The 25428-nt window shown below is 70.4% G+C and carries 5 protein-coding genes; 1 reads left to right on the plus strand and 4 read right to left on the minus strand.

All coding sequences use genetic code 11. The features are described 5' to 3' along the window. Positions 1 to 14: 14 nt before the first annotated feature. Positions 15 to 1478, plus strand: a complete 1464-nt coding sequence (locus tag VSH64_RS34800; protein WP_326566989.1) for a purine-cytosine permease family protein — start codon at positions 15 to 17, stop codon at positions 1476 to 1478. Between the two features lie 91 nt (positions 1479 to 1569). Here the strand turns inward: VSH64_RS34800 and VSH64_RS34805 are convergent, their stop codons facing one another. The 4 genes from VSH64_RS34805 to VSH64_RS34820 form a co-directional block, all read right to left on the minus strand. Continuing rightward, positions 1570 to 3012: an amino acid permease gene (locus VSH64_RS34805; RefSeq protein ID WP_326566990.1), complete on the minus strand. Its 1443-nt coding sequence runs from the start codon at positions 3010 to 3012 to the stop codon at positions 1570 to 1572. Positions 3013 to 3229: 217 nt separating this feature from the next. Beyond that, complete coding sequence (locus VSH64_RS34810; protein ID WP_326566991.1) at positions 3230 to 4132, minus strand: SDR family oxidoreductase; 903 nt, start codon at positions 4130 to 4132, stop codon at positions 3230 to 3232. A gap of 19 nt (positions 4133 to 4151) precedes the next feature. Next, positions 4152 to 4676, minus strand: coding sequence for a type VII secretion system-associated protein (locus VSH64_RS34815; protein ID WP_326566992.1), 525 nt, complete (start codon positions 4674 to 4676; stop codon positions 4152 to 4154). After that, positions 4666 to 25368 carry a WXG100-like domain-containing protein gene (locus tag VSH64_RS34820; RefSeq protein ID WP_326838104.1) on the minus strand — a complete coding sequence of 6901 codons (20703 nt, stop codon included), beginning with the start codon at positions 25366 to 25368 and terminating at the stop codon, positions 4666 to 4668. The genes VSH64_RS34815 and VSH64_RS34820 overlap by 11 nt, the downstream gene beginning before the upstream one ends. Positions 25369 to 25428: the final 60 nt, after the last annotated feature.

Consider the following 25428-nt stretch of genomic DNA (forward strand, 5'->3'; position numbering starts at 1 on the left):
GATAGGCGGTCACCATGGCCAGGACCGAAGCGAGGGCACCGGAAACGGGCAGCCGGCTCAAGGTCGAGACACACGGCATCAACGTGATCGCCGATGCCGAGCGCCGCGGCCGGCCGCGGGACCTGTTCTGGCCGTGGTTCGGCGCCAACGTGTCGGTCCTCGGGCTCAGCTACGGCTCGTTCGCGCTCGGCTTCGGGATCTCGTTCTGGCAGGCGACGATCGCCGGCGTGGTCGGGATCGTGTTCTCGTTCCTGCTCTGCGGCTTCATCGCGGTGGCCGGCAAACGTGGCTCCGCGCCGACCATGACTCTCTCGCGCGCCGCATTCGGAGTACGAGGGAATCATCTGCCGTCGGCGATCTCGTGGATCCTCACCGTCGGCTGGGAAACGGTGCTGACCGCGCTCGCCACGATGGCCACCGCGACGGTGTTCGAGCGGCTCGGCTGGGGCGGCGGCACCACCACGAAGATGGTCGCGCTGGTCGTGGTCGCCGCGCTCACCGTGGTGAGCGGCGTGATGGGGTTCGACCTGATCATGCGCCTGCAGACGATCATCACCTGGATCACCGGTGTGCTCACCGTGGTCTACGTGGTGCTGGTCGCCGGGCACGTGCACTGGTCGGCCGTGAGCGCCGTGCCCGCGGGTTCGGCGCAGGAGTTCATCGGCGCGCTCGTGTTCCTGATGACCGGCTTCGGCCTCGGCTGGGTCAACGCGGCGGCCGACTACTCGCGTTACCTGCCACGGTCGTCCTCGGGGCGCGGCGTGATCGGGTGGACGACGTTCGGCGCGTCCGTGGCCCCGCTGGTGTTGCTGGTGTTCGGACTGTTGCTCGCGGGCTCGTCGCCGGAGCTGAACACGAGCATCGCGGCCGACCCGATCGGGGCGCTGACCACGATCCTGCCGCTGTGGTTCCTGGTGCCGTTCGCGATCGTCGCGGTGCTCGGCCTGGTGGGCGGCGCGGTCCTCGACATCTACTCGTCCGGCCTGTCGCTGCTGTCGGCCGGCCTGCGAATCCCGCGCTACGCCGCCGCCCTGATCGACGGCGTGATCATGATCGCCGGCACCGTCTACATTGTCTTCTTCGGCGGCACGTTCCTCGGCCAGTTCCAGGGTTTCCTCACCACGCTCGGCGTGCCCGTGGCCGCCTGGTGCGGCGTGATGCTCGCCGACGTGCTGCTGCGCCGCCGCGACTACGCCGAGGCCGACCTGTACGACCGCCGCGGCCGCTACGGCGACGTGCGCTTCGGGCCCATCGCGCTGATCGTGGTGGCGACGGCCGTCGGCTGGGGGCTGGTCACCAACGCGTCGGCGAGCTGGCTGCACTGGCAGGGCTACCTGCTGGCGCCGTTCGGCCTGGGTGGGCGCGAGGGTTCGTGGGCGTTCGCGAACCTCGGCGTGCTGGTGGCGCTGGTGCTCGGTTTTGTCGTGACGCTGCTGGTCAGCCGCTCGCGCGTGCGGGCGCAGGAGGCGGCCGCGTGAAGCCGGCCGGGGCGTGGGTGAAGTACTCCGAGCGGTGGCCGTTCGCCCTACTGACCCTGGGCCCCCGGCCGAAGCCGGAGGCCCAGGAAGATCATTCGGCCACGTCAGCGCGTTCCGCCGCGATCCGGCGCACGCGGCCGCGGACGCCGAGCCAGCCGACGACCAGCACGATGGCCAGGATCGGAATGCTGTAGATCAGGATCCGTCCGGTCGTGCCGCCCCACCAGCTCATCGTGAGCACCAGCAGCAGGAACGCCAGGGTCACGTAGTTCGTGTATGGCGCGCCCGGCAGGCGGTAGCCCGGGCGGGTCATCTCGCCGCGCGCGGCCTTGCGGGTCATCGCGAGGTGGCAGATCACGATCATCGACCACATCCCGATGATGCCCAGCGCCGAGAACTCCAGCGCGACCTCGAACGCCTCGCCCGGCACCACGAGGTTGAGCACCACCCCGAGCACGTACACCGCCGCGGTCAGCAGCACACCGCCGTACGGGACGCCGCTCTTGCTCATCCGCGAGGTGAACTTCGGCGCGGAACCGGCGACCGACAGCGAACGCAGGATCCGGCCGGTGGAGTACAGGCCCGAGTTCACGCTGGACAGCGCCGCCGTGAGCACGATGACGTCCATGATGCCGCCGGCGGCCGGGATGCCGAGCTTCGAGAAGAAGGTGACGAACGGGCTCTCCCCGCTCTTGTAGGCCGTCCACGGCAGCACCATCACCAGCAGCAGCACCGAACCGACGTAGAAGATGCCGATGCGCCAGGCCACGGAGTTCACGGCCTTCGGGATCACCTTGCGCGGGTTGGCGGTCTCGCCGGCGGTCACGCCCACCATCTCGACGCCGGAGTAGGCGAAGACCACGCCCTGCAGGATCAGCAACGCGGGCAGCACGCCGGTCGGGAACAGGCCGCCGTTGCCGGAGATGAGGCTCGGGCCGGTCACCACGCCGTCGACGGGCGTTCGGCTGATCAGCACGAAGATCGCCACGACCATGAACACCACGAGCGCGAGCACCTTGACGGCGGCGAACCAGAATTCCAGCTCGCCGAACAGCTTCACCGACACCATGTTCACCGCGAGGATCGCGAACAACGCGATGAGCGCGGGAATCCATTGCTGCAGGTCGGGCCAGAAGAACTGCGTGTACTTGGCCACCGCGGTCACGTCGGCGACGCCCGCCGTGGCCCAGTTCAGGAAGTACATCCAGCCGGCGAAGAACGCGGCTTTCTCGCCGAGGAATTCGCGCGAATAGGACACAAAGGACCCCGACGACGGCCGGTGCATCACCAGTTCGCCCATCGCCCGCACCACGAAGAACGCGACGATGCCGGCGATCGCGTAGACCACCGCCAGGGCCGGGCCCGTGCTGTGCAGCCGCGATCCGGCGCCCAGGAAGAGGCCGGTCCCGATGGCGCCGCCGATGGCGATCATCTGGACCTGACGGTTCTTCAGGCCTTTGTGATATCCGGCTTCCTCGTGCTTGAACGCGGTTTCCGGCGGCTCGGCGACCGCGGTCCGATCCGAGGGCGACATGTGATTCCCCTGTTCTGACAACAAAGTTCGTGTCCTGACGCAGGGTCTGCCGACCACTGTGTCGTGCTCGATCATGATGTGGCCAAACCGCGGGAAGCCGCAATGGAAACGCCGAGAACTTAGGGTTGATTTGAGCTGGAAACCTCAAGTAATTCTCAACTGTGCCCGATAATGCCGGAATTCACGGACGCGAGTGCGGAAAAACGCGAATCGCGTTTCAAGCCCAGCTGTCCGGCTGCGAGCCGTCGGTGTCGGTGAAGCCGTACTCCCGCGCGAGCTCGGCCGAACTCGCCGATCGCTGGTTCCACCGCGCCCGCTCGGGATCCGCCGCCAGCGCGGCCACCGCACGGCCCACGTACCGCGGCGATTCCGACCGCGCGAACGGCGGTGGCGCCGTGGGCAGCCCGCCCGGCCGGTCGGGTTCCAGCGCGGTGCGCCAGGTTTCCTCGGTGACGCCGTAGTTGTCGAGCATCATCTCCGACCGCAGCCAGCCCGGGGTGATCGCGACGGCCGTACCGCCACAAGGAGCGAGCTCGTGCCCCTGCGAGAACGCGAGGCGGTTCACCGACGCTTTCGCCAGGTCGTAGAACACCGAGATGCGATAGGTGGCCGCGTTGTGGTCCTGCGTGCCGTCCGTGACCTCCACGAGCAGGCCACCGGGCCGCTCGACGAGCAGCGGCAGCAGGTAGTGCGACGTGACGAGGTGCGTTTCCACGCCCAGCCGCAGGATCCGGAGGCCGTCGTCGAGGTCGTGCTCCCAGATCGGCCGGTTCCAGTCGGCGGGGCCGCCCTTCAGCTTTTCGGCGCCCCAGATGTCGTTCACCAGCACGTGGAGCCCGCCGTGCTCGCGCCGCACACGTTCGGCCAGCACGCGCACCTGCTCGTGGTCGAGGTGGTCGACCTGCATCGGCACGCCCACCCCGCCGAGGCTGGTGACGAGCGCGGCCGTCTCCTCGATCGTCTCGGGCCGGTCGTAGTCGGAGTGGCCGTCGCGTTCCGCGCTGCTGCGGCCGGTGCAGATCACCGTGGCGCCGGCCTCGCCGAGCGCCGCCGCGATGCCGCGACCGGCGCCGCGCGTCGCGCCGGCCACGAGTGCGACGCGGTTCCGCAAGGCGACCATCACCTCGAGTGTGACACGGTCAGCCGGCCAGTGCGTCCCGGATCGTGTCGGCCAGGAGACGGGTGCAGCCGGGGGCACCGGGGTTGAGCAGCAGGTCGACGCCGTCGTGGGTGTCGAGGAGGGCCGGGAGGTCGTGGGCGGCCACGGGGTGCCAGCCGGTCGCGCGCACCCGGGTGCGGTGGGCCGGGGCGGTGGTGGCGAGCACGCACGGCAGGTTGTCCGGCGAGGGTGCCACCAGCGGTTCGTCGTCCACGTCGAGCGCGACGGACACGGTCGACTCGCGCAGGATGGCGGCGAGCTGAGCCGCGTCGGCCTCGCCACGGGCGACCAGGCGCAGCACGGCGTCGAGCGGGTCGGTCGGGGAGCCCGGGCCGGACGGGACGTAGGCGGGGTTGGCCTCGAAGCGCCCGACCGCGCCGTCCTCACCGGCCAGCCAGCCGCCGACCACGGCGGCCAGCGGGGGTGCCGCGACCTCCGCACCGTCCTGCGTGGACGACGGGGCCCACGCCGGGTCGACGAGCAGTACCCACTGGTCATTCGCCATGTCCGGCGTCTCCTCCGCTCGCGTTCGGCTCGCCCACCGAGGCGAGGAAGGCGTCCTCCGACTCACTCACCTTGGCCAGCAACGCATCCTGCCGCTTCGCCTGCTCCTTCATGCGGGCGGCGTACTGCCGGATGTGCTCGGCGGTGCGCCACCGGTTCAGCCAGGCCAGGCTGCTCAGGTGCAGGCGCCGCAGCACCCACACCGTGTCCCGCGTGCGCTCCACCCGCTGCTCGAACGTACCCGGCGCGCCGCGCCAGCCGTCCAGGGCGCCGCGCACCGCCTCGCGCAGCACGTCCGGCCGAAGCTTTTCCGAGGAGAACGCGCGGATGGCCGTGGCGAGGTCACGCGCGTAGGCCTCGGGGTCGGTGTGGCCGAGGATCCGGCGGAACTGGCCGAGCAGCAGGCCGGTTTCGAGGGCGGCATCGAGGGCGCCGTGGCGGTCGAGGACCTCGACGGCGTCGGCGGCGCGGCCGACGTCGGTGCCGTGCGCGACCTCGTTGGCCAGGTCCAGCAGCGCCTCGGCGGCGGGGCCGGGCTTGGCGAGCAGCGTGTCGGCGACGCCGTGCAGCTGCAGCAACGTGTATTCCTCCGCCAGCCCGACGGCCACGGCGGTCTCGACCGCCGACCGCAACGGCGGCGCTGTCCACGAGATCGTCGCCTGCGCCTCGTCGCCCGGTCCGGCGGTCACGGTCACGGCTCGCGGCGTGACGCCGGCTGGCGACAGCTGCGTCAGCAAGTCCTGCACCCGTGCGGCGAACTCGGCCCGCACGTCGTCAGGGCCGCTCACCGTGAGGTGCGGCGCGGGCAGGCCGTCGGCCGATCGTTCCACTGTGGACTCGGCGATCCACCGCGCGACGGCGTCGTCGAGCGGCAGGGTGACCGGCTCGACATCGAAGTCGGTCATCGGACCGGTCGAGGTGTTCAGCCGCACCGGCCGGTACACCGCGCCGTCACGCCAGACACCCTTGCCGGTCACGGTGAACCGCTCGCGCGCGGACTCCGGCAGCCGGACCTGCTGCCACCGTCCATCGACGAGCCGGTGGTCGATCACGTGCTGCACGTCGGTGTGGTGCGAGGCCAGCTCGAGCGCGGCCGTCCACAAGAGATCGGGCTGCTCGTGCCGGGCCACGACGTCGGCGGCGGCCGTGAGGTCGAGCGTGGAGCCTGAGCGCAGCGCGCCGACCGCGCCACTGAGCAGGGCCACCGTGCCGGCGCGGTCGTCGAGACCCACCGGGCCGGCCGGCAGGTGGGGCCGGTACCACCAGTCGTGCTCGGCGGCGTGGGTGAGCTCGGCGATCAGGCGGCGGTCGTCGTCGGACAGGGCCTGGTCGCCGCTGACCAGGTAGGAGACGGCCGGGAACGTGTCCACCACGTTTTCGGGCAGCCGCGTCGGCGAGGCGTGCACCGGAAGGTCCATTCCGGACGAACGCACCGCCTGTGTGAACTCGTCGGCAAGCTCACCCTTCGCCTCCACCAGTGTGGACGGCCGGTCCGCGGCCTGGGTCAGCTCGGCAGCGCCCTGCACGGCGACGGAAGTCCTCGTCACCACTCCCGGGTTGGCGCCGCGGTAGCCATCGAAGGCCACGGTGTCCGAAGTGTACGAAGTCCCGTCGACACCGCCGAACACGCTCGGCTTCGGAGTCGTCGCCACCGTGAACTCCACCGCGCCGGCCGGCGGTCGGAACGAGACCGTGACGTCGGAGCCGGCCACGACCCGGATCTTCACCGGCACCCGCGCCAGCAGGTCGCGGTCACCCAGCTCCCGGCCCAGGTGCCCGGCCAATGCACGTGCGGCGTCGCGCGCCGTGTCACGATCACCGCCGGTGACGTGGATCGGCGGCAGCTCACCATCCACGGTTCGCAACGCCCGCGCCAGCTCCCGCGCACCCGTCTCCATCGACAAGCCCGGACTCAAAGTGTCCACATCGGACACCAGCACCGCGTCGGCCGGGTTCCTCAGCGTGGCCGCGTGCTGAACCTCGCCGAGGCTGTGGTGCGCCCGGTTCACGTCGATGTCCAGCAACGCCCGCGCCGACGCCGGCAGCTGCACGTCGTGGTCGGCGCCGGTGTGCGTGTGCTGGTCGGTGACCGTGCGCACGAGCGGCGCCAGGTCCGGGTCCGCCGCGAGGAACGAGAGCGCGGCGTGCCACACCAGGTCCGGGTCGGCGTGGCGGCGCACCGCCGGCTCGACGGCGGTCAGGTGCAGGTCACCGGCGCGGTTGTACAGGCCGCGCACCAGGGTCTGCACCACGTGCTGGGTCAACGCGAGCGTGTCATCGCGACCGGACACCGGTGTGGTCCCGCCGGCCGGCGGCTTGAGCCAGCTGCCGTCGCTGTTCATCCGGACGTCGGTCATCCCCGGCAGGTCGAACGCCGAGGGCAGGCCGAGGCGCCGGGCGGTGCCCGACAACGCGGAGGGCCCGGTGCGGCGGATGATCGAGTTGCGGTGCACGCGGCCCATCGGCAGTACGAAGAACGCCGGCGGGAACTCATACGACTCCGGCGGCATGAGGTTGCGCTGCGTCTTGCCGTAGTTCTCGCGCACCACGTCGAGGTGCACGCGGGCGAACGGGTGACCCTGGCTCATCGCGAAGGCCGAGTTGGCCACGTCCGTGCCCACGCGGTGCGTCACGTAGCCCTCGCGCGAAGTCGCCGCGCGGTACAGGTCGTCGAGGCTTTCCACCTCGTTGTCACCGTCGGTGTAGAGCCCGCCGAAGCGGTTCATGAGCTCCATGCGCAGGATGTCGCTGGCCGCCGCGTACCCCGGTCCGGTGAGTTTGCCCGTTTCCGAGCGGTAGAAGTCGTTGAGCAGCATCGGGTTCTCACTCGAGAACGCTTCGTCCACGTTCACCAGCCGCACGTTGTGGTCCTGCGCCCAGGCCACGAAGTCACGCACGTCGGCGAGCGGGTCGGCCCCGTCGGCCGGCGGTTCCGTGGTGAGCGCGAGCTCGATCTGCGTGCGCGGGACGTCCGTCCACAGCACCGGCACCACGCCGTCGCGCAGCCGCTTGGCCGCGCCGCCGAAGTTCTCGCGGAACGAGCGCATCGTGCCGACGTCGCGCAACGGCCCACCGAGCCAGATGGCGTGCATGAGCAGCGGGGTCGACGTGGTCTTCGGCAGCGGCTCGACCTCACCCGGCGCCCAGGCCGTGAGCCGGTCGTCGGCGCGGGTGTGTTCGACCGTCCAATCACGACGGTCGGGCAGGTTCGCCGGGTCGACCTGCTCGGACAGCACCGGCACGCCGCGCGTGAGGTCGAGCGTGTCGAGCAGCGAGACGCCCTGGCCCGCGGTGAGGTTCGAGTGGTCGTGGCCCTGCAGGAAGTCCGGCGGTTCCGGTGCGCGGTAGAGGCCGAACAGGTCGGGGCCGAGCAGCGGCGCGCCGGCCGGCGCCGGATCGTGGTTCGCCGACACCGCGAGCAGGTCCTGCGTGAGCTCGGCCGCGGAGTCGTACGGCGGCGCTTCCGAAGCCGCGGACACCGCGCGCAGGTACTCGTTCACCACGGAGGCGAGCAGCTCGGGGTCTTCGTGGCTGCCGAGCAGCGCCTGCACGTGCTCGTCGGGCGCGCGATCGTAGACGGCGTTCACGACCTCCGCGGCCAGGTTCAGCGTCTCGGCGCGGTCGGCGAGGCGAACCGGGCCGACGTCCGACGTCGAATCGGACTCATCTGCGGCGTAGCGCCAGTTCTTCAGCAACGCGTTCGTGAGCTCGTCGACCACGGCATCGGCGTCGACCGGACGGCCGAGCGTCTCCCAGTGACCGCCGCGCACCACGGCCGTGAACGCGTCGTCGCGCGCGCCGAACAGCGGGGCCGACGGTTTGTCGCCGGGGCGCTCGTCGCGGTGGTTGGCCAGCACGGAATCGGTGGCGGCGTGCACGATCGACGGCCCACCACTCGTTTCGAGCGCCGCGTGGAAGTCGTGCGCCACGCCGCCAGGGCCGCGGCGGCGGGCCGCGGCGCGCTGGAACAGGGTGACCGAATCCGGCTGCGCGTCGGCGAACTCCGGCGACGCCGTGACGATCTGCGCGAGCGTCGCGCCGTCGACGTAGACCTCGTGCCGCTTGCCGTCCGGGCCGGTCACGGACACCTTCACGCGGGTTTCCTCACCGTGGCCGGTGACGAGGAATGTGCGGCCCTCGGCCAGCTCGTCGGCCCACGACGGGTGCACCGGGATGCCGCCGTCACCGGGGCCACGGCCGCGCAGGTGGTTCGCGGCGCCGGTGGCGAAGGCGCGCATCTCGTCCGGGTCGGCCTCGACCACGAGGTTCTCGCCGCGGGTCTGCCGCAGCCAGGTCTGGACCTTCGCGGTCTCGGCGGGTTCGAGGAACGTGAGCCCGCGCGCGGTGCCGGTGTGGTCGGTCAGCACGGTCGTGGTCACGGCGCCGGGCGCGAAGTCCAGCGTCACACCGGGTTCGCCGACGACCTCGCCGGTGAGGCGCGTGTGGTCGGGGTGCACCACGAACGGCAGGTCGAAACCGCGCTCGTGCAGCAGCCGCGTGACGTCGGCCGTGAACCGGTCGACGCGGTCCGCCGGCACCGTGACCGGCGGCAGCGGCGCGCCGTCGAGGTGGTGTTCGGCAAGCGTTTCGGCGTAGTGCTGGGCATCGGGGCGCGCGTGGGTGGTCTCGCGGGCCGGTCCGTCCGTCCACGCGGGATTGAGCCGTGCGGGCCGCGACACCTCGTCGGCGCCCCAGGTGCCCTTGCCCGTGACGGTGATCAGGCCGCGTGCGAGCGGCGGAAGCGGCACGCGGGTCCACTCGCCGGTCTGCGGGTCGCGGCGGACGTCGACCACGGTGTGCACCGGCGTCGAGCCCGTGGCCAAGTGCGTGAGCACGGCCGAGTACACGACGTCCGGACGTTCGTGGCGGGCCACGAGATCCTGCACGTCGGTGAGCCGCAGCTCCCCGGTGCGGGCGGCGGTGTCGGCGAGCTGTCGTTCCACAGTGGACGCCAGCGCCAGCGTGCCCTCGTGGTCGGCCAGGGAGATCGGCCCGGCCGGCGGCTCGGTGGGCGAGCCGATGTCGAGTTCGCGCACGAGGTCCACCACGGCGGTGTCCCCCGGTCGGCCGCCGAACGTGCGGAACTTCCCGCCGTCGGTGACCGCCGTGAACGCGCCGGTGGACCCGAGGGCCTTGCCGAGCGTGGCGGTGTCCCGCCCGAACAACGTCGGCTTCGTCGGCGCGTGCACCGTCGCCGGCCCACCGAGATCTTCCAGCGCGCGCTGGAAATCGTGCGCCACGCCGCCGGGGCCGTCGGTCTGCCCGACGCTGCAGGCGATGAGCGTGACCGACGACTTCGGCCCGGCCTGCGCGAACGGCGCCGAGTTCGCCACGATCCGCGCGAACGTCTTCCCGTCCACGCGCACGGTCTGGCCGCCGACCAGCGTGAGCTTCACCGACTGCGGTTTGCCGTGCGCGAACACGAAGAACGTGTCGCCGGTGTCCTGTCCCCACGGCGCCGGCGACTTCGCGGCCCAGTCGCCGAACCGCCGTCCGCCGAGATCCGGCTTCGTGCCGTTCTCGCGAGCGTCGGCCACCACCGGGTCGAGCGTCTTCGAGGTCACGCCCTCGTCGAGCGAGGCGACCTCACCGGAGTTGTCGGCGATCCAGTGGTGCTCCACCGGCGACGTCTGCTCCGCCGCCGGCAGGAACGACACGGCCACGACCTTGCCCGACGCGTCCGTGACCTGGTGCGACTGCACGTCGCGCACGTCGAAGTCGTACGGCCGGTCCGTGTCGGGATCCCAGCCGGAGATCGGGGCGGGCTCGGTGTCCGGCGCCTCGACCACGTGCTCGGCCGAGCGCGGGTCGAAGCGCGACTGCACCTTCGGCACCGGCCACACGTGCGTGGCCAGCCGCCAGTCGACCTCTTCCTTGGCCAGCCACCACTTCTTGCGCGCTTCGTCGGCCTTCTCGCGCGCCTCACGCACCTGCCGCAGCGCGTCGTCACGGCGGGTGGTCAAGTCGGTGCTGCCGTCGCGGTACGTGGTGAGCACGGTCGCCAGCTGCTCCGCGCGGTCCTGCGCGGCCTGCCGGCGCTGCGTGAGCGCGGGCTGCGCGGCCCGGATGTCGCGCATGCCCTGCTCGGCGCGGACGGCCTGGTCCAGCAGGTGCTGCCGCTCGGGCGAACCCTCGTCGGTGACCGCGGCCAGCGCCCGCGCCTGCTGGGAGACGTCCTGCAGCCGCTGGACCTCGGTGTTGCCCTCGCGCAGCTCGAGCCCGGCCGCCTTGGCGTCGGCCTCGGTGTCGGCCAGGGTCCGGCGCAGCTCACGCACGGGGTCGGTGTCGGTCTCGACGTCGAGCCCGTTGGCGTCCTCGGCCAGCGTCTTCACGCTGTCGCGCTCGTCGAGCCAGCGGTCGTCGGCCTCGTGCTGGGCCGTCTCCACGGCCTCTTCCGCCTCGCGCCAGCTCGCCGCCGCGTCCTTCACGGCGTCCTGCGCCTTCGTGATCGCGTCCGGCAGCGCCTCGCCGAGCAGCTGCTCGAGGTCCGCGTCGGACATGCGCACGAGCGCCGACGCCGGCACCTTCACCTCGACCGCGGCCGTGCGGCCCCCGCCGAGGTCGGCGACCACGCGGTACTCGACGTCGAACCCGACGAGCCCGCTGCGGCCCTTCGGTTTCGCGACGGTCGACCGCTGCCCGCCGGCGACCGTCGCCGTCGGGTCGCTCAGTGCGGCCGGGTTGCGGACGTCCGCGCCGCTCCAGGAGAGCCAGTTGTCGTTCGGGTCGGTGACGCCGCCGACGCCGGGCAGGTACTGGTTCTCGCCGCTCAGCGCGATCTTGGCCTCGCCGGTGAACGTGGCCGTGATCTGGTCGGTGCGTTCGAGTTTCACCGTGTCGCTGAGCCCCGTGAGGCCAGGGTTGACCAGGCGTGTGTAGACCTTCACACTGCCGTGTCCGTTTTTGATCAGCGACGCTTCGTGCAGGTCCGGCGTCGCGAGCGGGCCGTCGAGCATGCTCGGCAGGTGGCCCTGCAGGACCTCGTTGGTCAGCGACGTGACCAGCGTGTTGTTCGCGCCGGTGCCCTCCTGGGTGAGGCCGTTGCCCGCACCCGCGAGCCGCAGGGCGCGCACCGCCCCGGCCTGCACGGCGGCCGACCCGCGCACGCCCTCGGTGTGCGCGGAAGGCGGCAGCTTGCCCACCCCACCGGCCTGCCACTGCGCCAGCTTCTCAGGTGTCGTGTCGGCAGCGGTGAGCTCGGTGGTGCGGGGCGCGTAGGCCTTCGGGGCCGCGTGGCCTTCGGTGCCGATCTTCTGGTCGTCGGCCGCCGAGCGCACGGTGACCTGCGCGTTCTGCTCGGTGACCGGGTAGGTCTTGCCCCCGCGCTGCACCACGAGCTCGAACTTCATCCGGTGCCGGAAGCGCACGGCCGGGCCGCTCTGCGAAGCCTTCACGCCCATGGTGGTCGCGGTGGCCGCCACCGTCTGGTCGGTTTTCGTCTTCGTTCCCGAGACACCGACGACGAGGCCTTCGTAGCCGCTCACATCCGGCTTGGAGTCGCGGAACAGGCCGCGCCCGGCACCGCGGAACTGGCCGCTGTAGGACGACCCGCGGCCGGAGCTCTCCTTGTCCGTGGTGGTCGCGTTCACGACGTGGTCGATCTCGCCGCCGTCGTGGACCACGTCGAGGAACTCGGTGTCGGTGATCGTCGCCTTGAGCAGCACCTGGTAGGTGTCGGTCGACAACACCCCGGCATCGTGCAGCAGCAGCGGCGCGCCGCCGTCGAGCGCACTGTCCACAAGGGACGTCACCGCGTCGGGCGAGGCGAGGTCGAGCGTACGCTGCAGGTTGGTCATGGAATCGTCGAGCACCGACCGGGGCAGCAGCTTGTCGCCGGTGCGGCCGAGTGCGGTGCGGGCGTCGCGCACGAGCTTCGACAGGTCCGGCGCGTCCTCGACCACGGCGGCGCCGAGCGCGCTGGAGCCGCGGCCGACGAGCGCGGGCGGCGCCATCTTGCCCGGCGGCGCGGTGCGCGGATCGACCGACGGCAGCAGACCCTGCTCGCGGGCCTGGTCCTCGGTCATGCGCACGTAGACCGCGCCGGGCAGCTTCACGTCGGCGCCCGCGCGCGAGGTCGAGCCGTTGACCAGGCTTTCCTGCCGGGTCTCGGCGACCAGCCGCACGTCGGCGTCGTACTGCACGAGCACGGTGCGGCCCTTGGCGTTCGAGCGGCTCACGTGGTCGACGCTCGCGCCCACTTCCTTCGAGCTGCCCGAAGAGCGGGTCCACGGACTCACCTTGGCCGACCCGTAGACCTGGCCCTGACCGGTGGGGGTGCTGCCGTCCGGACGGATCGTCACGCCCAGCTGCGCGCTGCCCTCGAGGGCCTGCTTGTGCGTGGACTCGAACCCGGACTTCGCGCCGCCGGCGAACGTGGTGTCACTGCCCCCGGCGTCGGACGCGACGACGACCTTCGGGTTGCTCAGCCCCACGGTCATGCCCAGCCCGCCGACCCGGTCGGCCACTCGCCGCTCGTAGCGGAAGCCACCGGCCGACGCGCCCTGGCGCAGGAACTTCGGCAGCCCGCCGCGGAACGTCTCGGGTGAGAACATGCGGTCCACCCGCTTGCGGGCCTCGCCGCCGGAGAGACCGAGCACCCCGTCGCCGTCCGACGCGCGTTCCAGCTGGCGCAACGCTTCGTCGCGCAGGGCCTCGGTGTTGGTGAACGCCTCCACGTGCAGGAACTTCGGCTGGTTCGGCTTCGGCTTGGCCAGCAGGTCGTCGATGGCCGGCGTGCCGTCCTTGGTCAGCACGGTGGTGCCGGGTTTGCCGGGCAGGAAGTCGCCGGGGTCCTTCTTCAGCGCCGAGCCGTCGTTGACCCACAGGTCGACCTTGCCGGAGATCTTCGGCAGCGTCGGGTCGCCGGTCTTGGCCACCGTGGACACCTGGGGCGTGACGCGGAACGGCGAACCGGGCGTGAGGCGCTTCACCCACGGGCGGTTGCGGGTGAAGCTGGTGATCTCGACCTCGAACTCCACGTCGTGCTCGAACACCTGCGAGTCGGGGTTGCCGCCCAGGCTCGTGGTGGTCGTGACCGTGGGGCCGCCGGAGTTCTTCCAGCTGTAGGCGTCGGAGTACTGCACCGGCGTGATCGCGGGGCTGATGCTCGAGGTCGCGATCGAGGTGACCTGCGGCACGACCATGCGGCCTTCGAGCCCGAGCGACCAGCTCTTGTCCACAGTGGTCGCACTGGCCAGCGAAGGCGCGGTGGCGACCGTGCCCTTCACCGAGCGGCCGGTGGCCTCCCCGAGGTGCCGGCCCGGCGAGAGCTTCGCCTTCACGGTGACGCTGAGGTACTCGTCGGTGAACAGGCCACGCCGCTTCAGCTGCACCGAGACGCCCGGGCCGAGCAGGGTGTCCATCTTGGCCTTGAGCGCGGCGGGCGAGAACGTGGCGGTGAGCTTGCGCAGGTTCGCGAAGCGCTCGGCGACCTCCCGGCTCGAGCTCTTGTCGTCGGACTGGAACTTGTCCCAGCGCGGCAGGAACTTCGCCATGCCGGGCCGCTCGCGCAGCGCGTTTTCGATCTGCGGCTGCACCTTCGCGGCCGGCGTGAACGACCCGGCACGCACGTGACCGGCCGCGGCAGCCGCGGCGAGGTAGGGCGGCTCGTAGCGTTTGCCGACGTCGGTGAGCTTGTCACGCGTGTCCCCGGGCACCGGCAGGCCCTGGGCCTTCGCCTCGGGCAGGCCCAGGCGCACGTACGCGGTGGCCTCGACGGTCTCGATCTCGCCGGTGGAGGCGATCACGTCGACGTCCACCTTGACCTTGTAGATCCCGATGTCGCCCTTGGCTTCCACGGTGTTCTTGGCCGTGACACCGGTGCCGCCGGTCGCGGTCTCGGTGACCTTCGACGACGCGGATCCGGTCACACCGACGAGCCCGCCCACCTTGCCCGGCAGGTACGAGCCGCCGCCGACGGTGAGGGAAAAGTCCATTCCCGACTTCGACGCGGCCGCCGTGGCGCCGCCGTTCACGGAGGAGTCGTTGAACCGCAGCTCGCTGTCACCCGGCACCACGCCGACCAGCTCGACGTCCTTCGGCCGCGCCTTGAGCTGCACGGCGTCGCGGTGGCTGCCGTGCGGGCTGAGCAGATCGTTGGACACGACCGGGCCGCCCTGCAGCGCCGTGCCGAGCACCCCGCGGATGCCGCCGCCGCTCACGAACTCGCGCAGCGCCTGCCGGCCCGGCGCGCCGAACTTCGTGATCGACGGGTGCAGCTGCTTCGCGACCTTGTCGAACAGCGCCTGCTCGTCGAGCAGCACCGCCTCGGGCGCGAGCAGCTCGATGTTCTCCGCCCAGTCGGGCTTCGGGTCGCCCGTGGCCTCGGCGTCGGGCTTCAGGTTGCCGAGGTCCTGCGACCACAGCAGCGACACCTTGCCGTCCACAGTGGACCCGGTGAGACCGCCGGCCTGGTCGGTGACGGTGATCGAGTACTTCACGTTCACGTCGGCGCCGTCCACGTCGCCGGCCGAGCGCACCACCCGCTGCTCGGTGCCGGTGACGGTGGACGTGTGCGTCTGCGCGGCCGTGGCCAGCTGCACCATCGGCGCGACGGAAACGTAGGCGCCCGGCGGGATCAAGGCGAAGAACGACGTGCCGACCGTGCGCGCGATGGTGTCGTTCTGGCCCTGCGCGTGGGTGGCCTGCACCTGGTCGTTGACGTCGCCGATCGTCACGTGCGGCTGCTGGGCGATGCCGTCGGCCGCCACGCCGTCGAGGTCGAGCTCGGCTCGCACGTGGACCTCGTACCACTTCTCCCCGACGCGCACCATCTGCTTGCGGCCCGGCCCGAGGAACGACTCGAAGCCGGTGCTGTCCAACGTGCGGGTGATCGCGTCGATCCCGACCGGATCCGGCGGGTTGCGCCGCGAATCCAGCGACGTGACCAGGCGGCTGACGGTGTCGCCGACCTGCTTCACGCCCTGCGGGTTCACCGGCACGAGCGAGCCCAGCGCCTGGCCCTTCTTGGCGTACTCGGGCAGCCGGTCGGTGAGCGAACGGGTGTCGGGCTCGGGATCGGTGTCCTCGACCAGCACGGTGTCATCCGGGCGGCTCGGGGCCGACGAAGGCGTGTGGCGGCTGCGGCTCGGGCGCGCGTTGGCCGGCCGGTAGCCGTAGTAGCCCTCGAACTGCTTGGGCGCCGAGATGTGCGCATCGGACGACCACACGCGGTTCTGCGAGGAGTACTTGTCGCGGTAGAGATACTCGATCCGCCCGCCGGTCTCCGCGGCGAACGCCATCATCAGCGACTGGCACGACACACACGGTTCCGACTCACCGCTGATCCGCAGGGTCCGGCCGGGCTGCATCAGCCCGCGCACCGACGGATCGCGGATGATCTTCGCTTCGGTGTGGCTGATCTTGCGGCGCTGGTGGTCGGGCAGGTGGTGCGAGGTCGGGTCCTCGCCGCTGCGCCACGTGGTGGCGGCCGTCAGGGCCTGGCCGGAGTAGGAGTCGACCACCTGTGCCGTGGCGTGGTGGCGGCCCGACTTGTTGCCGCCGCTGCCACCTTCGAAGTTCACGGGCAGCTGGACGTCGAACGGGTCGTCGTCGAGCGGCCGGACGCGCGAGTGGGGGCTCAGGTGCGCCGACGGCGGCGCCGGGTTCATCATCCGCGCCTGGTTGTACAGATCGCTGCTCGACGGCCCCTGGTACCGGATCGGGTTCAGGTCCGGCGAGGGCGGCAACGGCAGCAGCGGCTGCGGGTTCGGCGAATACTTCGCGCTGTTGAGCGAGCTGTGGTCGGGCTTGTAGTAGTGGAACGGGTCGGGCTGGCTGTGCCACACCGGCGGCGGCGGACCCTGCTGTGCCCAGGACGGCGGCGGCGGACCTTGCTGCGCCCACGCCGGCGGCGGCGGACCCTGCTGTGCCCACGCCGGCGGCGGACCGTAGGGATTGCCGTACGGGTCGGTGCCCCAGGGGTGCCCCGGCGCGGCCGACGGCGTGTGCAAGCTCGGGCCCTTGTCGAGGTCCGGGGTGCGCGTCGACGGTCCGGCGGTGTCGCGAGCCGGGTCGGGCGAGCCGTGGCTCTCGGCGGCCAGACCGTGGTCGTGGATCACGGCGCCGGTGGAGACATCGTGGATCTTCGCCAGGTTGTCCTGCGTCAATGACGAGTCCGACCAGGCGTTCTTGCCCATCACCCCCGGCTGGTTCTCGCGGTTGAACAGCAGGGCGCCGTCCTGGTAACCCTCGCCCAGCCCGAGGAAGTGCATGACCTCGTGGGTCAGGCCTCCGCGCGGGTCGCGCACGTCCCAGTTGAGCTGGTTCGTGGGCAGCCAGCCGTGGGGATCCTTCGGGCCGTCGTCCACAGTGGAATCGTGGACGTCGACCGGGACGCCCTGCGAAGGCTTCGCGGTCCAGCTGTCGTCGTCGGGGTCCACCGAGTCGTTCGCGCGCGCGTCGACCCGCACGTGGAGCTGGTCACCGTTGGGCAGGGTGTAGCGCTGGTTGACGTTGGTGTCCAGGTGGTGCTGCAGGTCCTGGGCCAGGTGGTTGCGGGCGTCGACCGACACGGAGCCCGAAGTGGACGTGAGGTCCAGCGGCACGGTGAACTCCCGCACCCACTTGCCCGGCGAGGTCTCGAACCGGCGCACGTCGTAGCGGATGTGCGTGACGGCGCCCTCGAGCTGGCCCCCGCGCAGGCCTTCGCGGTTGCCCTCGAACTGCGCCGCGATCGCCTTCTTCGGGTCGAAGCGCTCCGAGACGAACCGCGACGGGCGGGCGGTGTCGCGGCGGTCGCCCCAGGTCTTCGGGCCGGGCAGCTCCCCTGGTCGGGTGGCCGGCGCCGGCGTCGCCGAGTCCCGCTCCGGCGCCGACGCGTAACGGGGGTACTGGCCGGGCTTGTACCCGTAGTAGTCCTTGAACTGCGCGGGCGTGGAGATGTAGTCGCCCGAGGTCCAGCGCCGGTTCTCCCCCGTCACCTTGTCGCGGTAGACGTAGTCGATGCGGCCGCCGTTCTGCGCGGCGAAGTTCATCATCAGCGTCCGGCAGGAGACGCACGGCTCCGATTCGCCACTGATCAGCAGCGTCCGGCCGCGCCCGAAACTCGCGCGGACGTCGGGGTCGCGGATGATCTTCGCCTCGGTGTGGCTGATGTTGCGCCGGTCGGACTGCGACATCCCCGTCGACGTCGGGTCGTCACCGCTGCGCCAGCTGCCCAGCGGCGTCACCGGCTGGCGGGTGGCGTCGTCGAACACCTGGGCCGTCGCGTGGTGGCGGCCCTTCTTGTTCAGGCTCCCGAAGGCCTCGAAGTTCGCCTGCGTCTGCACGTCGAACGGGTCGTGGTCGAGCGGGCGGACCCGCAGGTGCGGGCTCAGCTGCTGCGACGACGGAGCGCCCGGCATCGCGATCGCCTTGTGGTACAGCTTGTTCTTGCCCGGCCCCAGGTACGGGATCGGGTTCGGGTCGGCGAGCGGCGGCAGCGGCAGCGGCTGCGCGTTCGGCGAGTACTCGTCGTCCGATTCCGTGCTGTGGTGGGGCTTGTAGTGCTGGAACGGATCCGGCTGCCCGTGCCACGAGGACGGCGCGGGCGCCTGGTGGCCCCAGGAGTGCGGGGGCGGCAGGTGGTTCTGCGTCAGCCACGCCGGCGGTTGCTGCTGCGGCTGCGCCCACGTCGGTGGCTGCTGCGGCGCGTACTGAGTGGGCGGCGGACCGTAGGACGTCTGCGGCGTGGCGTACGGCGAGTAGTACCCGTTGGGGTCCCAGTTGTGCGTCGGCGCGGCCGCGGGCGTGTGGCGGTTGCGTGGGGCCGGGTCGCCGGTGCGGCTCGGCGCCTGGGCCGGGGTGTGGAGGTTGCGCGGCGGTGCTTGCGCGGCGGTGTGGACCGAGGTGCCGGTGTTCGCGCGGCCGAGGCTGGTGATGAGAGCGGTGCGGGTGCCCACGGTGAGGTCCGCGAGCTTCTTGCCCTGCTCGGGGTTCTTGCGCAGCCCCTGCACGAGGGTCTTGCGCTCGTCGCTCGACAGGTTCGCGGCGACGTCGGACATGTTCTTCGGCTTCGGCGGCACCGGTCCCGCCGGGTCGATGCCGTGGAACGCGGCCTTGGCGGCGATCTTCGCGAGGTTCGGGTCGAGATCGGTGTGGCTGCCGAGGTAGTGGCCGACCTGGTCGGCCCACGTCGTTTCGTTGGCGTGGCTCTGGGTCAGCTTGGTGACGTTCGCCGGGTTGGTGCCGACCTTGCCCGCGATGCGCGTGCCGTCGGTCTTGATCGCCAGGTCGGAATCGAACTTGGCCATGTCGCGCACGTGACCGTCGTAGTCCCAGCCGGCCTTGCGCTGCCGGAGGACCGAGTCGACGAGACCTTGGCCTTCCTTGGCGCCGTAGTCGAAGTTGCCGGTGTTCGGGTTCTCGGTGCCGAAGGTGGCGTCATTTTCGAGCTTGTCACCGTTGACCCGGACGAACGTGTTCGGCTCCGGGAAGTACACGCTGCGGGAGTCGACGTCGGCCATCGCCTTGCGGACGTCGAGGTCGAGTTCGGCCGCGGACTTCGCGAGTGCGGTGTCGTTGTCGCGCACGCGGTAGCCGCCGCTGATCACTTCGGGCGGGCCCTCGGGGTTGTTGCCGACGGTGGTGTTGACCGCGTCGAACAGGGGGCCGTTCTTGGTGTTGAGGGAGTTGACGTCGGCGTCGCCGGTGTGGAGATAAACCTCGTTGCTGCCACCCTTGCCACGGATCTGGGTGATGAGATCCGTGGTCACCGGGTTGCGAACGATCGTCTCCCGGATACCGCCGTAGGGAATCGACTTCTGATCCACGATGTCCGTGGTCGGGTTCTTCCACGTGAAACCCACGACCGCGACCGGGAACCGGTTGTCCCAGTTCTGCTGGAAATCCTGGATCTTCTGCGTGATCGCCGCGTCTTTACCCGCCACACCGTTGATCCCGATGACCAGACCGAAGCGACCCTCGTGAGAATTCCCGTCGAAACCACCGGAGTACTTCTTCGCCAGCTCGTTCAGATCATCGTCCACCGTCGCCGCTACCGTCGCGACCACACCGACGCTGTTCTGGTTGTCCGCGTTGCGGTCACCGAGGCTGCCGATGACACCGGTCTCGTGAACGGTCTTGAACTTGAAATCCCTCTGAGCCTGCTTGAAATCATCCTTGCCACCCGTCGTCGGCGGAACCTTGCCCACGTTCGGACCGGGGCCCGTGGTGGTGTTCGCGCTCGGGGTGTTCTTCGGTTTCGGGGCCTCCGCCGGCGTGTGGCGGTGGGGGCTCGGCGTGCTGCGCTGCCCGGTGTCCGGCCGGTGGTCACGGGGAGCCGGGCCGTGGTCGGCGCCGAGGTGGTGGTCGCGGATGTTCGCCTGGTTGGAGATGTCCTCGATCTTGGCGAGGTTGTCCTTCGTGAGCGACGAGTCCGTCCACGCGTCGGGACCCATCACGCCGGGCTGGTCCTGGCGGTTGAAGAGGAGTTCGTTGTTGTGGTAGCCCTCGCCCAGGCCGAGGAAGTGCATGACCTCGTGGGTCAGGCCCGTGTTCTTGTCGTGGACGTCCCAGTTCGTCTGGTTGGTCGACGGCGGGTTCTTGTCCACAGTGGAATCGTGGACGTTGACCGGGACGCCGCGTTTCGCGTCGGCGGTCCACCTGTCGTCGTCCGGATCGACCTGGTCGTTCGCATGCGCGTCGACCGTGACGTGGAGCTGGTCGCCGTTCGGCAGGGTGTACTGCTGGTTGACGGTCTGGTCGAGGTGGTTCTGCAGGTTCTGCGCGAGCTGGTTGCGGGTGTCGATCGAGACCGAACCCGTGTGGGACGTGAGGTCCAGCGGCACGGTGAACTCGCGCACCCAGTTGCCCGGCGACGTCTCGAACCGCCGCACGTCGTAGCGGATGTGCGTGACGGCGCCCTCGAGCTGACCGTCCTTGAGTCCTTCGCGGTTGCCGTCGAACTGGTTCGCGATGGCCTTCTTGGGATCGAACCGCTCCGACACCAACCGCGACGCCGGCGCCGAGTCGCGGCGGCCGCCCCACTCCTTCGGTCCCGGAAAGTCCTTTGTGGACGTTTTCGGCTGCGGCCGCGGGTCGATCGTCGAACGGTTCGGCGGCGCCTCGGACGAGGTCTGGTGCGGGTGTGCGTCGAGGTTGGCGATGAGCGCCTGGCGGGTGCCCAGGGCGAGGCCGAGCAGCTTCTTGCCGTCCTCGATGTTCTGCTGCGCGCCCTTCAGCAACGCCTTGCGCTCCGCCGGCGGCAGGTTGTTTGCGACGTCGCTGACGTTCGTGGGCGCCTTCGGCACGGGCCCGGGCGGGTTGATGCCGTGGAACGCGGCCTTGGCGGCGATCTTCGCGAGGTTCGGGTCGAGGCTGGTGTGGTTGTCCAGGTAGTGCCCGACCTGGTCGGCCCACGTCGTCTCGTTGGCGTGGCTCTGCGTGAGCTTGGTGACGTTCGCCGGGTTCGTGCCGACCTTGCCCGCGATCCGCGTGCCGTCGGTCTCGACGGCCAGGTCGGAGTCGAACTTGGCCATGTCGGGGAGGTGACCCTCGTAATCCCAGCCGGCCTTGCGCTGGGCCAGTACGGAGTCGACGAGACCTTGGCCTTCTTTGGCGCCGTACTCGAAGTTGCCGGTGTTCGGGTTCTTCGTGCCGAACGTCGCGTCGTTTTCGAGCTTGTCACCGTTGACCCGGACGAACGTGTTCGGCTCGGGGAAGTAGATGCTGCGGGAGTCGACCTTCGCCATCGCGTTGCGGACGTCGAGGTCGAGCTGCGCGGCGTTGTTGGCGTTGACGCCATCGCCGGGGCGGACACCGTAGCCGCCGCTGATCACTTCCGGTGGGCCCTCGGCGTTGTTGCTCACGGTGGTGTTGACCGCGTCGAACAGGGGGCCGTTCTTGGTGTTCAGCGAATTGACGTCGGCGTCGCCGGTGTGGAGATAAACCTCGTTGTTGCCACCCTTGCCACGGATCTGCGTGATGAGATCCGTGGTCACCGGATTGCGGACGATCGTCTCCCGGATACCGCCGTAGGGAATCGACTTCTGATCCACGATGTCCGTGGTCGGGTTCTTCCACGTGAAACCGACCACCGCGACCGGGAACCGATTGTCCCAGTTCTGCTGGAAATCCTGGATCTTCTGCGTGATCGCCGCATCCTTGCCCGCCACACCGTTGATCCCGATGACCAGACCGAAGCGACCCTCGTGAGAATTCCCGTCGAAACCACCGGAGTACTTCTTCGCCAGCTCGTTCAGATCATCGTCCACCGTCGCCGCCACCGTCGCGACCACACCAACTTTGTTCTGATTGTCCGCGTTACGGTTGCCAACAGAGCCGATGACACCGGTCTCGTGAACGGTCTTGAACTTGAAATCCCTCTGAGCCTGCTTGAAATCATCCTTGCCACCCGTCGTCGGCGGAATCTTGCCGACGTTGGGGCCGGGACCGGCGGTGTTCTGGGTGCTGGAGGTCGCGACTGCGGTTTGGTTGCCCCGCTTCGGCTTCGGTGCTTGCGCTGGGGTGTGCCGGTTGCGGGGGCGGGGCGCGTCGCTGCTGGTTTTGATGCCGGCAGGTTTCGAGGCGGGGGTGGGACGCGGCTGGGGGGCCGGGTCGGCTTTCGCGCCTTGGCTCTTGGTGTCGGAGTTCGTGGTGGTGTCGTTCTTGGTGTTCGCCGCCGGCTGCGGGGCCGGGTTGGTCCGGGGCGCCGGCGTGGGCTCGGTGTTGATCGACGTGCCGGGCGCGGGTGCCGGTGTCGTGTCGATCTTCGGGGCGGGGGTGGACTTCACTGCGTTTTCGGTGTCCGGGCCCTGCTTCGTCGACGGATTGCCGTTGTCCGTGGCCGGGTTCGGGGACGCGTTCACCGTGGGCGCGGGGCTCGCCGACACCGGTGCGGTGTTGACCGGCACCCGGCCCGGGCTGACGTTCGGCCCGTCGACGCTGGTGTGGCCGCCCGTCGGGTTGCTCTCGCTGTCCTGACTGGGCCCGGCCGTCGAACGAACGCCTTCGACGCTTCCCGCCACCGGCGGCGGAGCGGCCTTCGTCGAGGCCGGGTCGGAGTTCGTGCCGGGTCCTGTCTTGGTGTTCGGGTTCGAGCCGGTGTTGGAACTCGTATTCGTAGTGCTGTTGCTGTTGCTGTTTGACGCGGTGTTGCTGTTCGGACCGGTGTTCGCGTTGGTGTTGGTGTTCAGACCGGTGTTGGAGGCCGTGTTCGGGGCTGGTGTGGTGTTGCTGTTCGAACCGGTGTTGCCGGTGGTGTTCGTGGTGTTGTTCGGCCCGGTATCGGTGTTGCCGTGCGTGTTCGGGGTGTTGCTCGTGGCCGCGGTGTTCGGACCGGTGTTGGTGTTACCGGTGTTCGCGGTCGTGGAGCCGGTGTTGGTGGCGCCCGGGTTGGGGCCGGTGGAACCCTGGTTCGCCGTGGTCGGCGTGTGCCCCGTGCCGGTGTCGGTGGGCCCGGTGTTCGTCGTGGAACCGGTGGTGCCCGGGGTGTGAGTCGTGTTTCCGGTGGTGGGGACGTTGGTCGCGCCGGTGTTCTGGTTGCCGCCGAAGCCGGGGAGGCCGGGGTCGTTCTGGGCACCCGAATGCGCGCCGGCGGTGACCGGCGGCGGCGTGGCCGTGGTGCCGGTGTCGGAGTTCACGCCACCCGGAACCGACGGCGGCGGCACCGGACTACCCGTGTTGACCGAGTTCGGCGCCGAAGGCGGCGGCACCGAGGTGTTGCCGGTGTCGGTGTTGCCGGGGCCGGTGTTGACGTTCGTGCCGGAGCCGGTGTTCGCGCCCGTGTTGCCGGTACCGGTGTTCGAGTTGCCGGAGTTCGAGTTGCCGTTCGTACCCGAGCCGGTGTTCGCGCCCGTGTTGCCGGTGTTCGCGTTGCCGGTCGAGCCGGTGCTGCCCGTGTTGGTGTTGCCCGTGTTGGTGTTGCCCGTGTTGGTGTTGCCCGTGTTGGTGTTGCCATTCGCACCGGTACCGGTGTTCGTAGTGCCGTTCGTGCCCGAGCCGACGTTGCCGCCGGTGTTGTCACCGTTCGGGTTGCCGGTCGCGCCGGTGTTGCCGGTGCCGCTGTTCGCGCCGGTGTTACCGCCGCTGGTGTTCGAGTTGCCGGTCGAGCCGGTGTTGCCCGTGTTGGTGTTGCCAGCGCCGGTGTCCGAGTTGCCGTTCGTGCCGGCGCCGCTGTTCGCGCCGGTGTTGCCGGTGCCCGCGTTCGTGCCGGTGTTCGCGTTGCCGGTCGCGCCGGTGTTGCCCGCGCCGCTGTTCGCGCCGGTGTTGCCGGTCGAGCCCGAGCCGGTGTTCGAGTTGCCTGCACCGCCGTTGCCGGTGTTACCGGCGCCCGCGCCGTTCGTTTTGCCGGCACCCGCGTTGCCGTTGCTTCCGGCGCCGGTGTTGCCGGCATTTGCATTGCCGGTGCTGCCTGCACCGGTGTTGCCGGTGCCGCCGGTCGAGTCGTGGCTGCCGGTGTCGGTGCCGCCGGAGGTGGCAGGATTGCCGGAGCCGGAGCCGGAGCCGGAGCCGTTCGAGCCGCCGGCGCCGTTGGAGTTGCCCGTGCCGGAGGAGCCGGAGTTGCCGGAACCCCCCGAGCCACCCGAGCTGCCGGCGCCGCCGGTGCTGCCGGTGCTGCCGGCACCACCAGAACTGCCCGCGCCACCGGAATTGCCGGCGCTGCCCGAACTGCCTGCGCCGCCTGTGTTGCCAGACCCACCAGCGCCACCCGAGCCGTCGGAACCACCCGCGCCGCCAGCACCCCCGGTGCCCCCAGCGCCATCGGAACCACCCGCACCACCCGAGCTACCGCCGGTAGACGGAGGCGGCGGTGGCGGCACCGAAAGGTTCCCCAGGTTCGGATTCCCACCCAACCCACCGACGTCCCCCGGCCCGTTGGGCCCCTTGGCCGTCGGCCCGTTGCCGCCGCCGTTGAGGGAGTCGTGGAGGGATTGGCCGGCGTGGTGGGCGCCGTGGGTGGCAGCGCCGGAGAGGCCGCCGTTGAGGGCACCCCAGCCGAGGCTGTCGGTGTCGCCGCCGAAGATGGCGGCGCCGGCGCCGCCGACGACGACTTCGGTGGTGGCCTCGTTGGCGGCGGCGCCCCACACGTTCTTGGAGAACTTGGTGCCGAACTTGTTGTCGAACTTGCCCATGGCGCCGTGGAAGTTGTGGGCGAAGGCGCCGCCGATGCCGCCGAGCACGCCGGACTGCATGATGGCCTTGCCGTCGAGGCCGGAGCGATTGCCCTGCGCGATCTGGATGACCTGGGCGAGCATCTCCTCGGCGATCTCTTCCGCCGCCTCCTCCGCGGCGGCCTCCGCGAGGTGCGTGGCGAGGTTCATCAGGCGCTGCATGAGCGTCCGCTCGATCTCGACCACGGCCGTGCGCCCCGCGGCGAAGATCTCCGGCACCAGCGGCATCGTGAACGGGTTCGACATCGCCCAGATGATGTCGGCGGCGGTGATCGCGATCGCGATCAGCATGCTGTACTTGGATTTCTCGACGTCGAGCGCCTGCGCGCGCAACGCCTGCGCTTGGGCCTGCGCGCTCGCGATGAACTGCTCGCCCATCGTGCCGAGGTTCGTGGCGAAGTCGAGGAAGTTCTTCTGCACGTCGCCGCCGACGTTCGACGCCACGCGGCCCGCCAGCTGGTTGAAGCCGTTGCCGGCGTCGGCCACCCGTTGCGCCACGTTGTCCCACTCGGCGGCGAGCGCGCGCATCGCGTCCTCGTCGCCCTGCGGCCAGGCGTCACCCGCGATGATGTAGAAGATCCAGTTCAGGCTCGGATCCACCATCAAGCTCACCGCGGGTTCACCTCCTCAGCCAACGACCCCATGACCCAATAGGACAGTCTA

Origin of the sequence: Amycolatopsis rhabdoformis, assembly GCF_035918295.1 — a bacterium.
Lineage (GTDB): Bacteria > Actinomycetota > Actinomycetes > Mycobacteriales > Pseudonocardiaceae > Amycolatopsis > Amycolatopsis rhabdoformis.

What these genes read in the sequence shown, in the direction of transcription:
- VSH64_RS34800 (WP_326566989.1), top strand. Translation starts at nt 15, where the DNA reads ATGGCCAGGACCGAAGCGAGGGCACCGGAAACGGGCAGCCGGCTCAAG.
- VSH64_RS34805 (WP_326566990.1), bottom strand. Translation starts at nt 3,012, where the DNA reads ATGTCGCCCTCGGATCGGACCGCGGTCGCCGAGCCGCCGGAAACCGCG.
- VSH64_RS34810 (WP_326566991.1), bottom strand. Translation starts at nt 4,132, where the DNA reads ATGGTCGCCTTGCGGAACCGCGTCGCACTCGTGGCCGGCGCGACGCGC.
- VSH64_RS34815 (WP_326566992.1), bottom strand. Translation starts at nt 4,676, where the DNA reads ATGGCGAATGACCAGTGGGTACTGCTCGTCGACCCGGCGTGGGCCCCG.
- VSH64_RS34820 (WP_326838104.1), bottom strand. Translation starts at nt 25,368, where the DNA reads ATGGTGGATCCGAGCCTGAACTGGATCTTCTACATCATCGCGGGTGAC.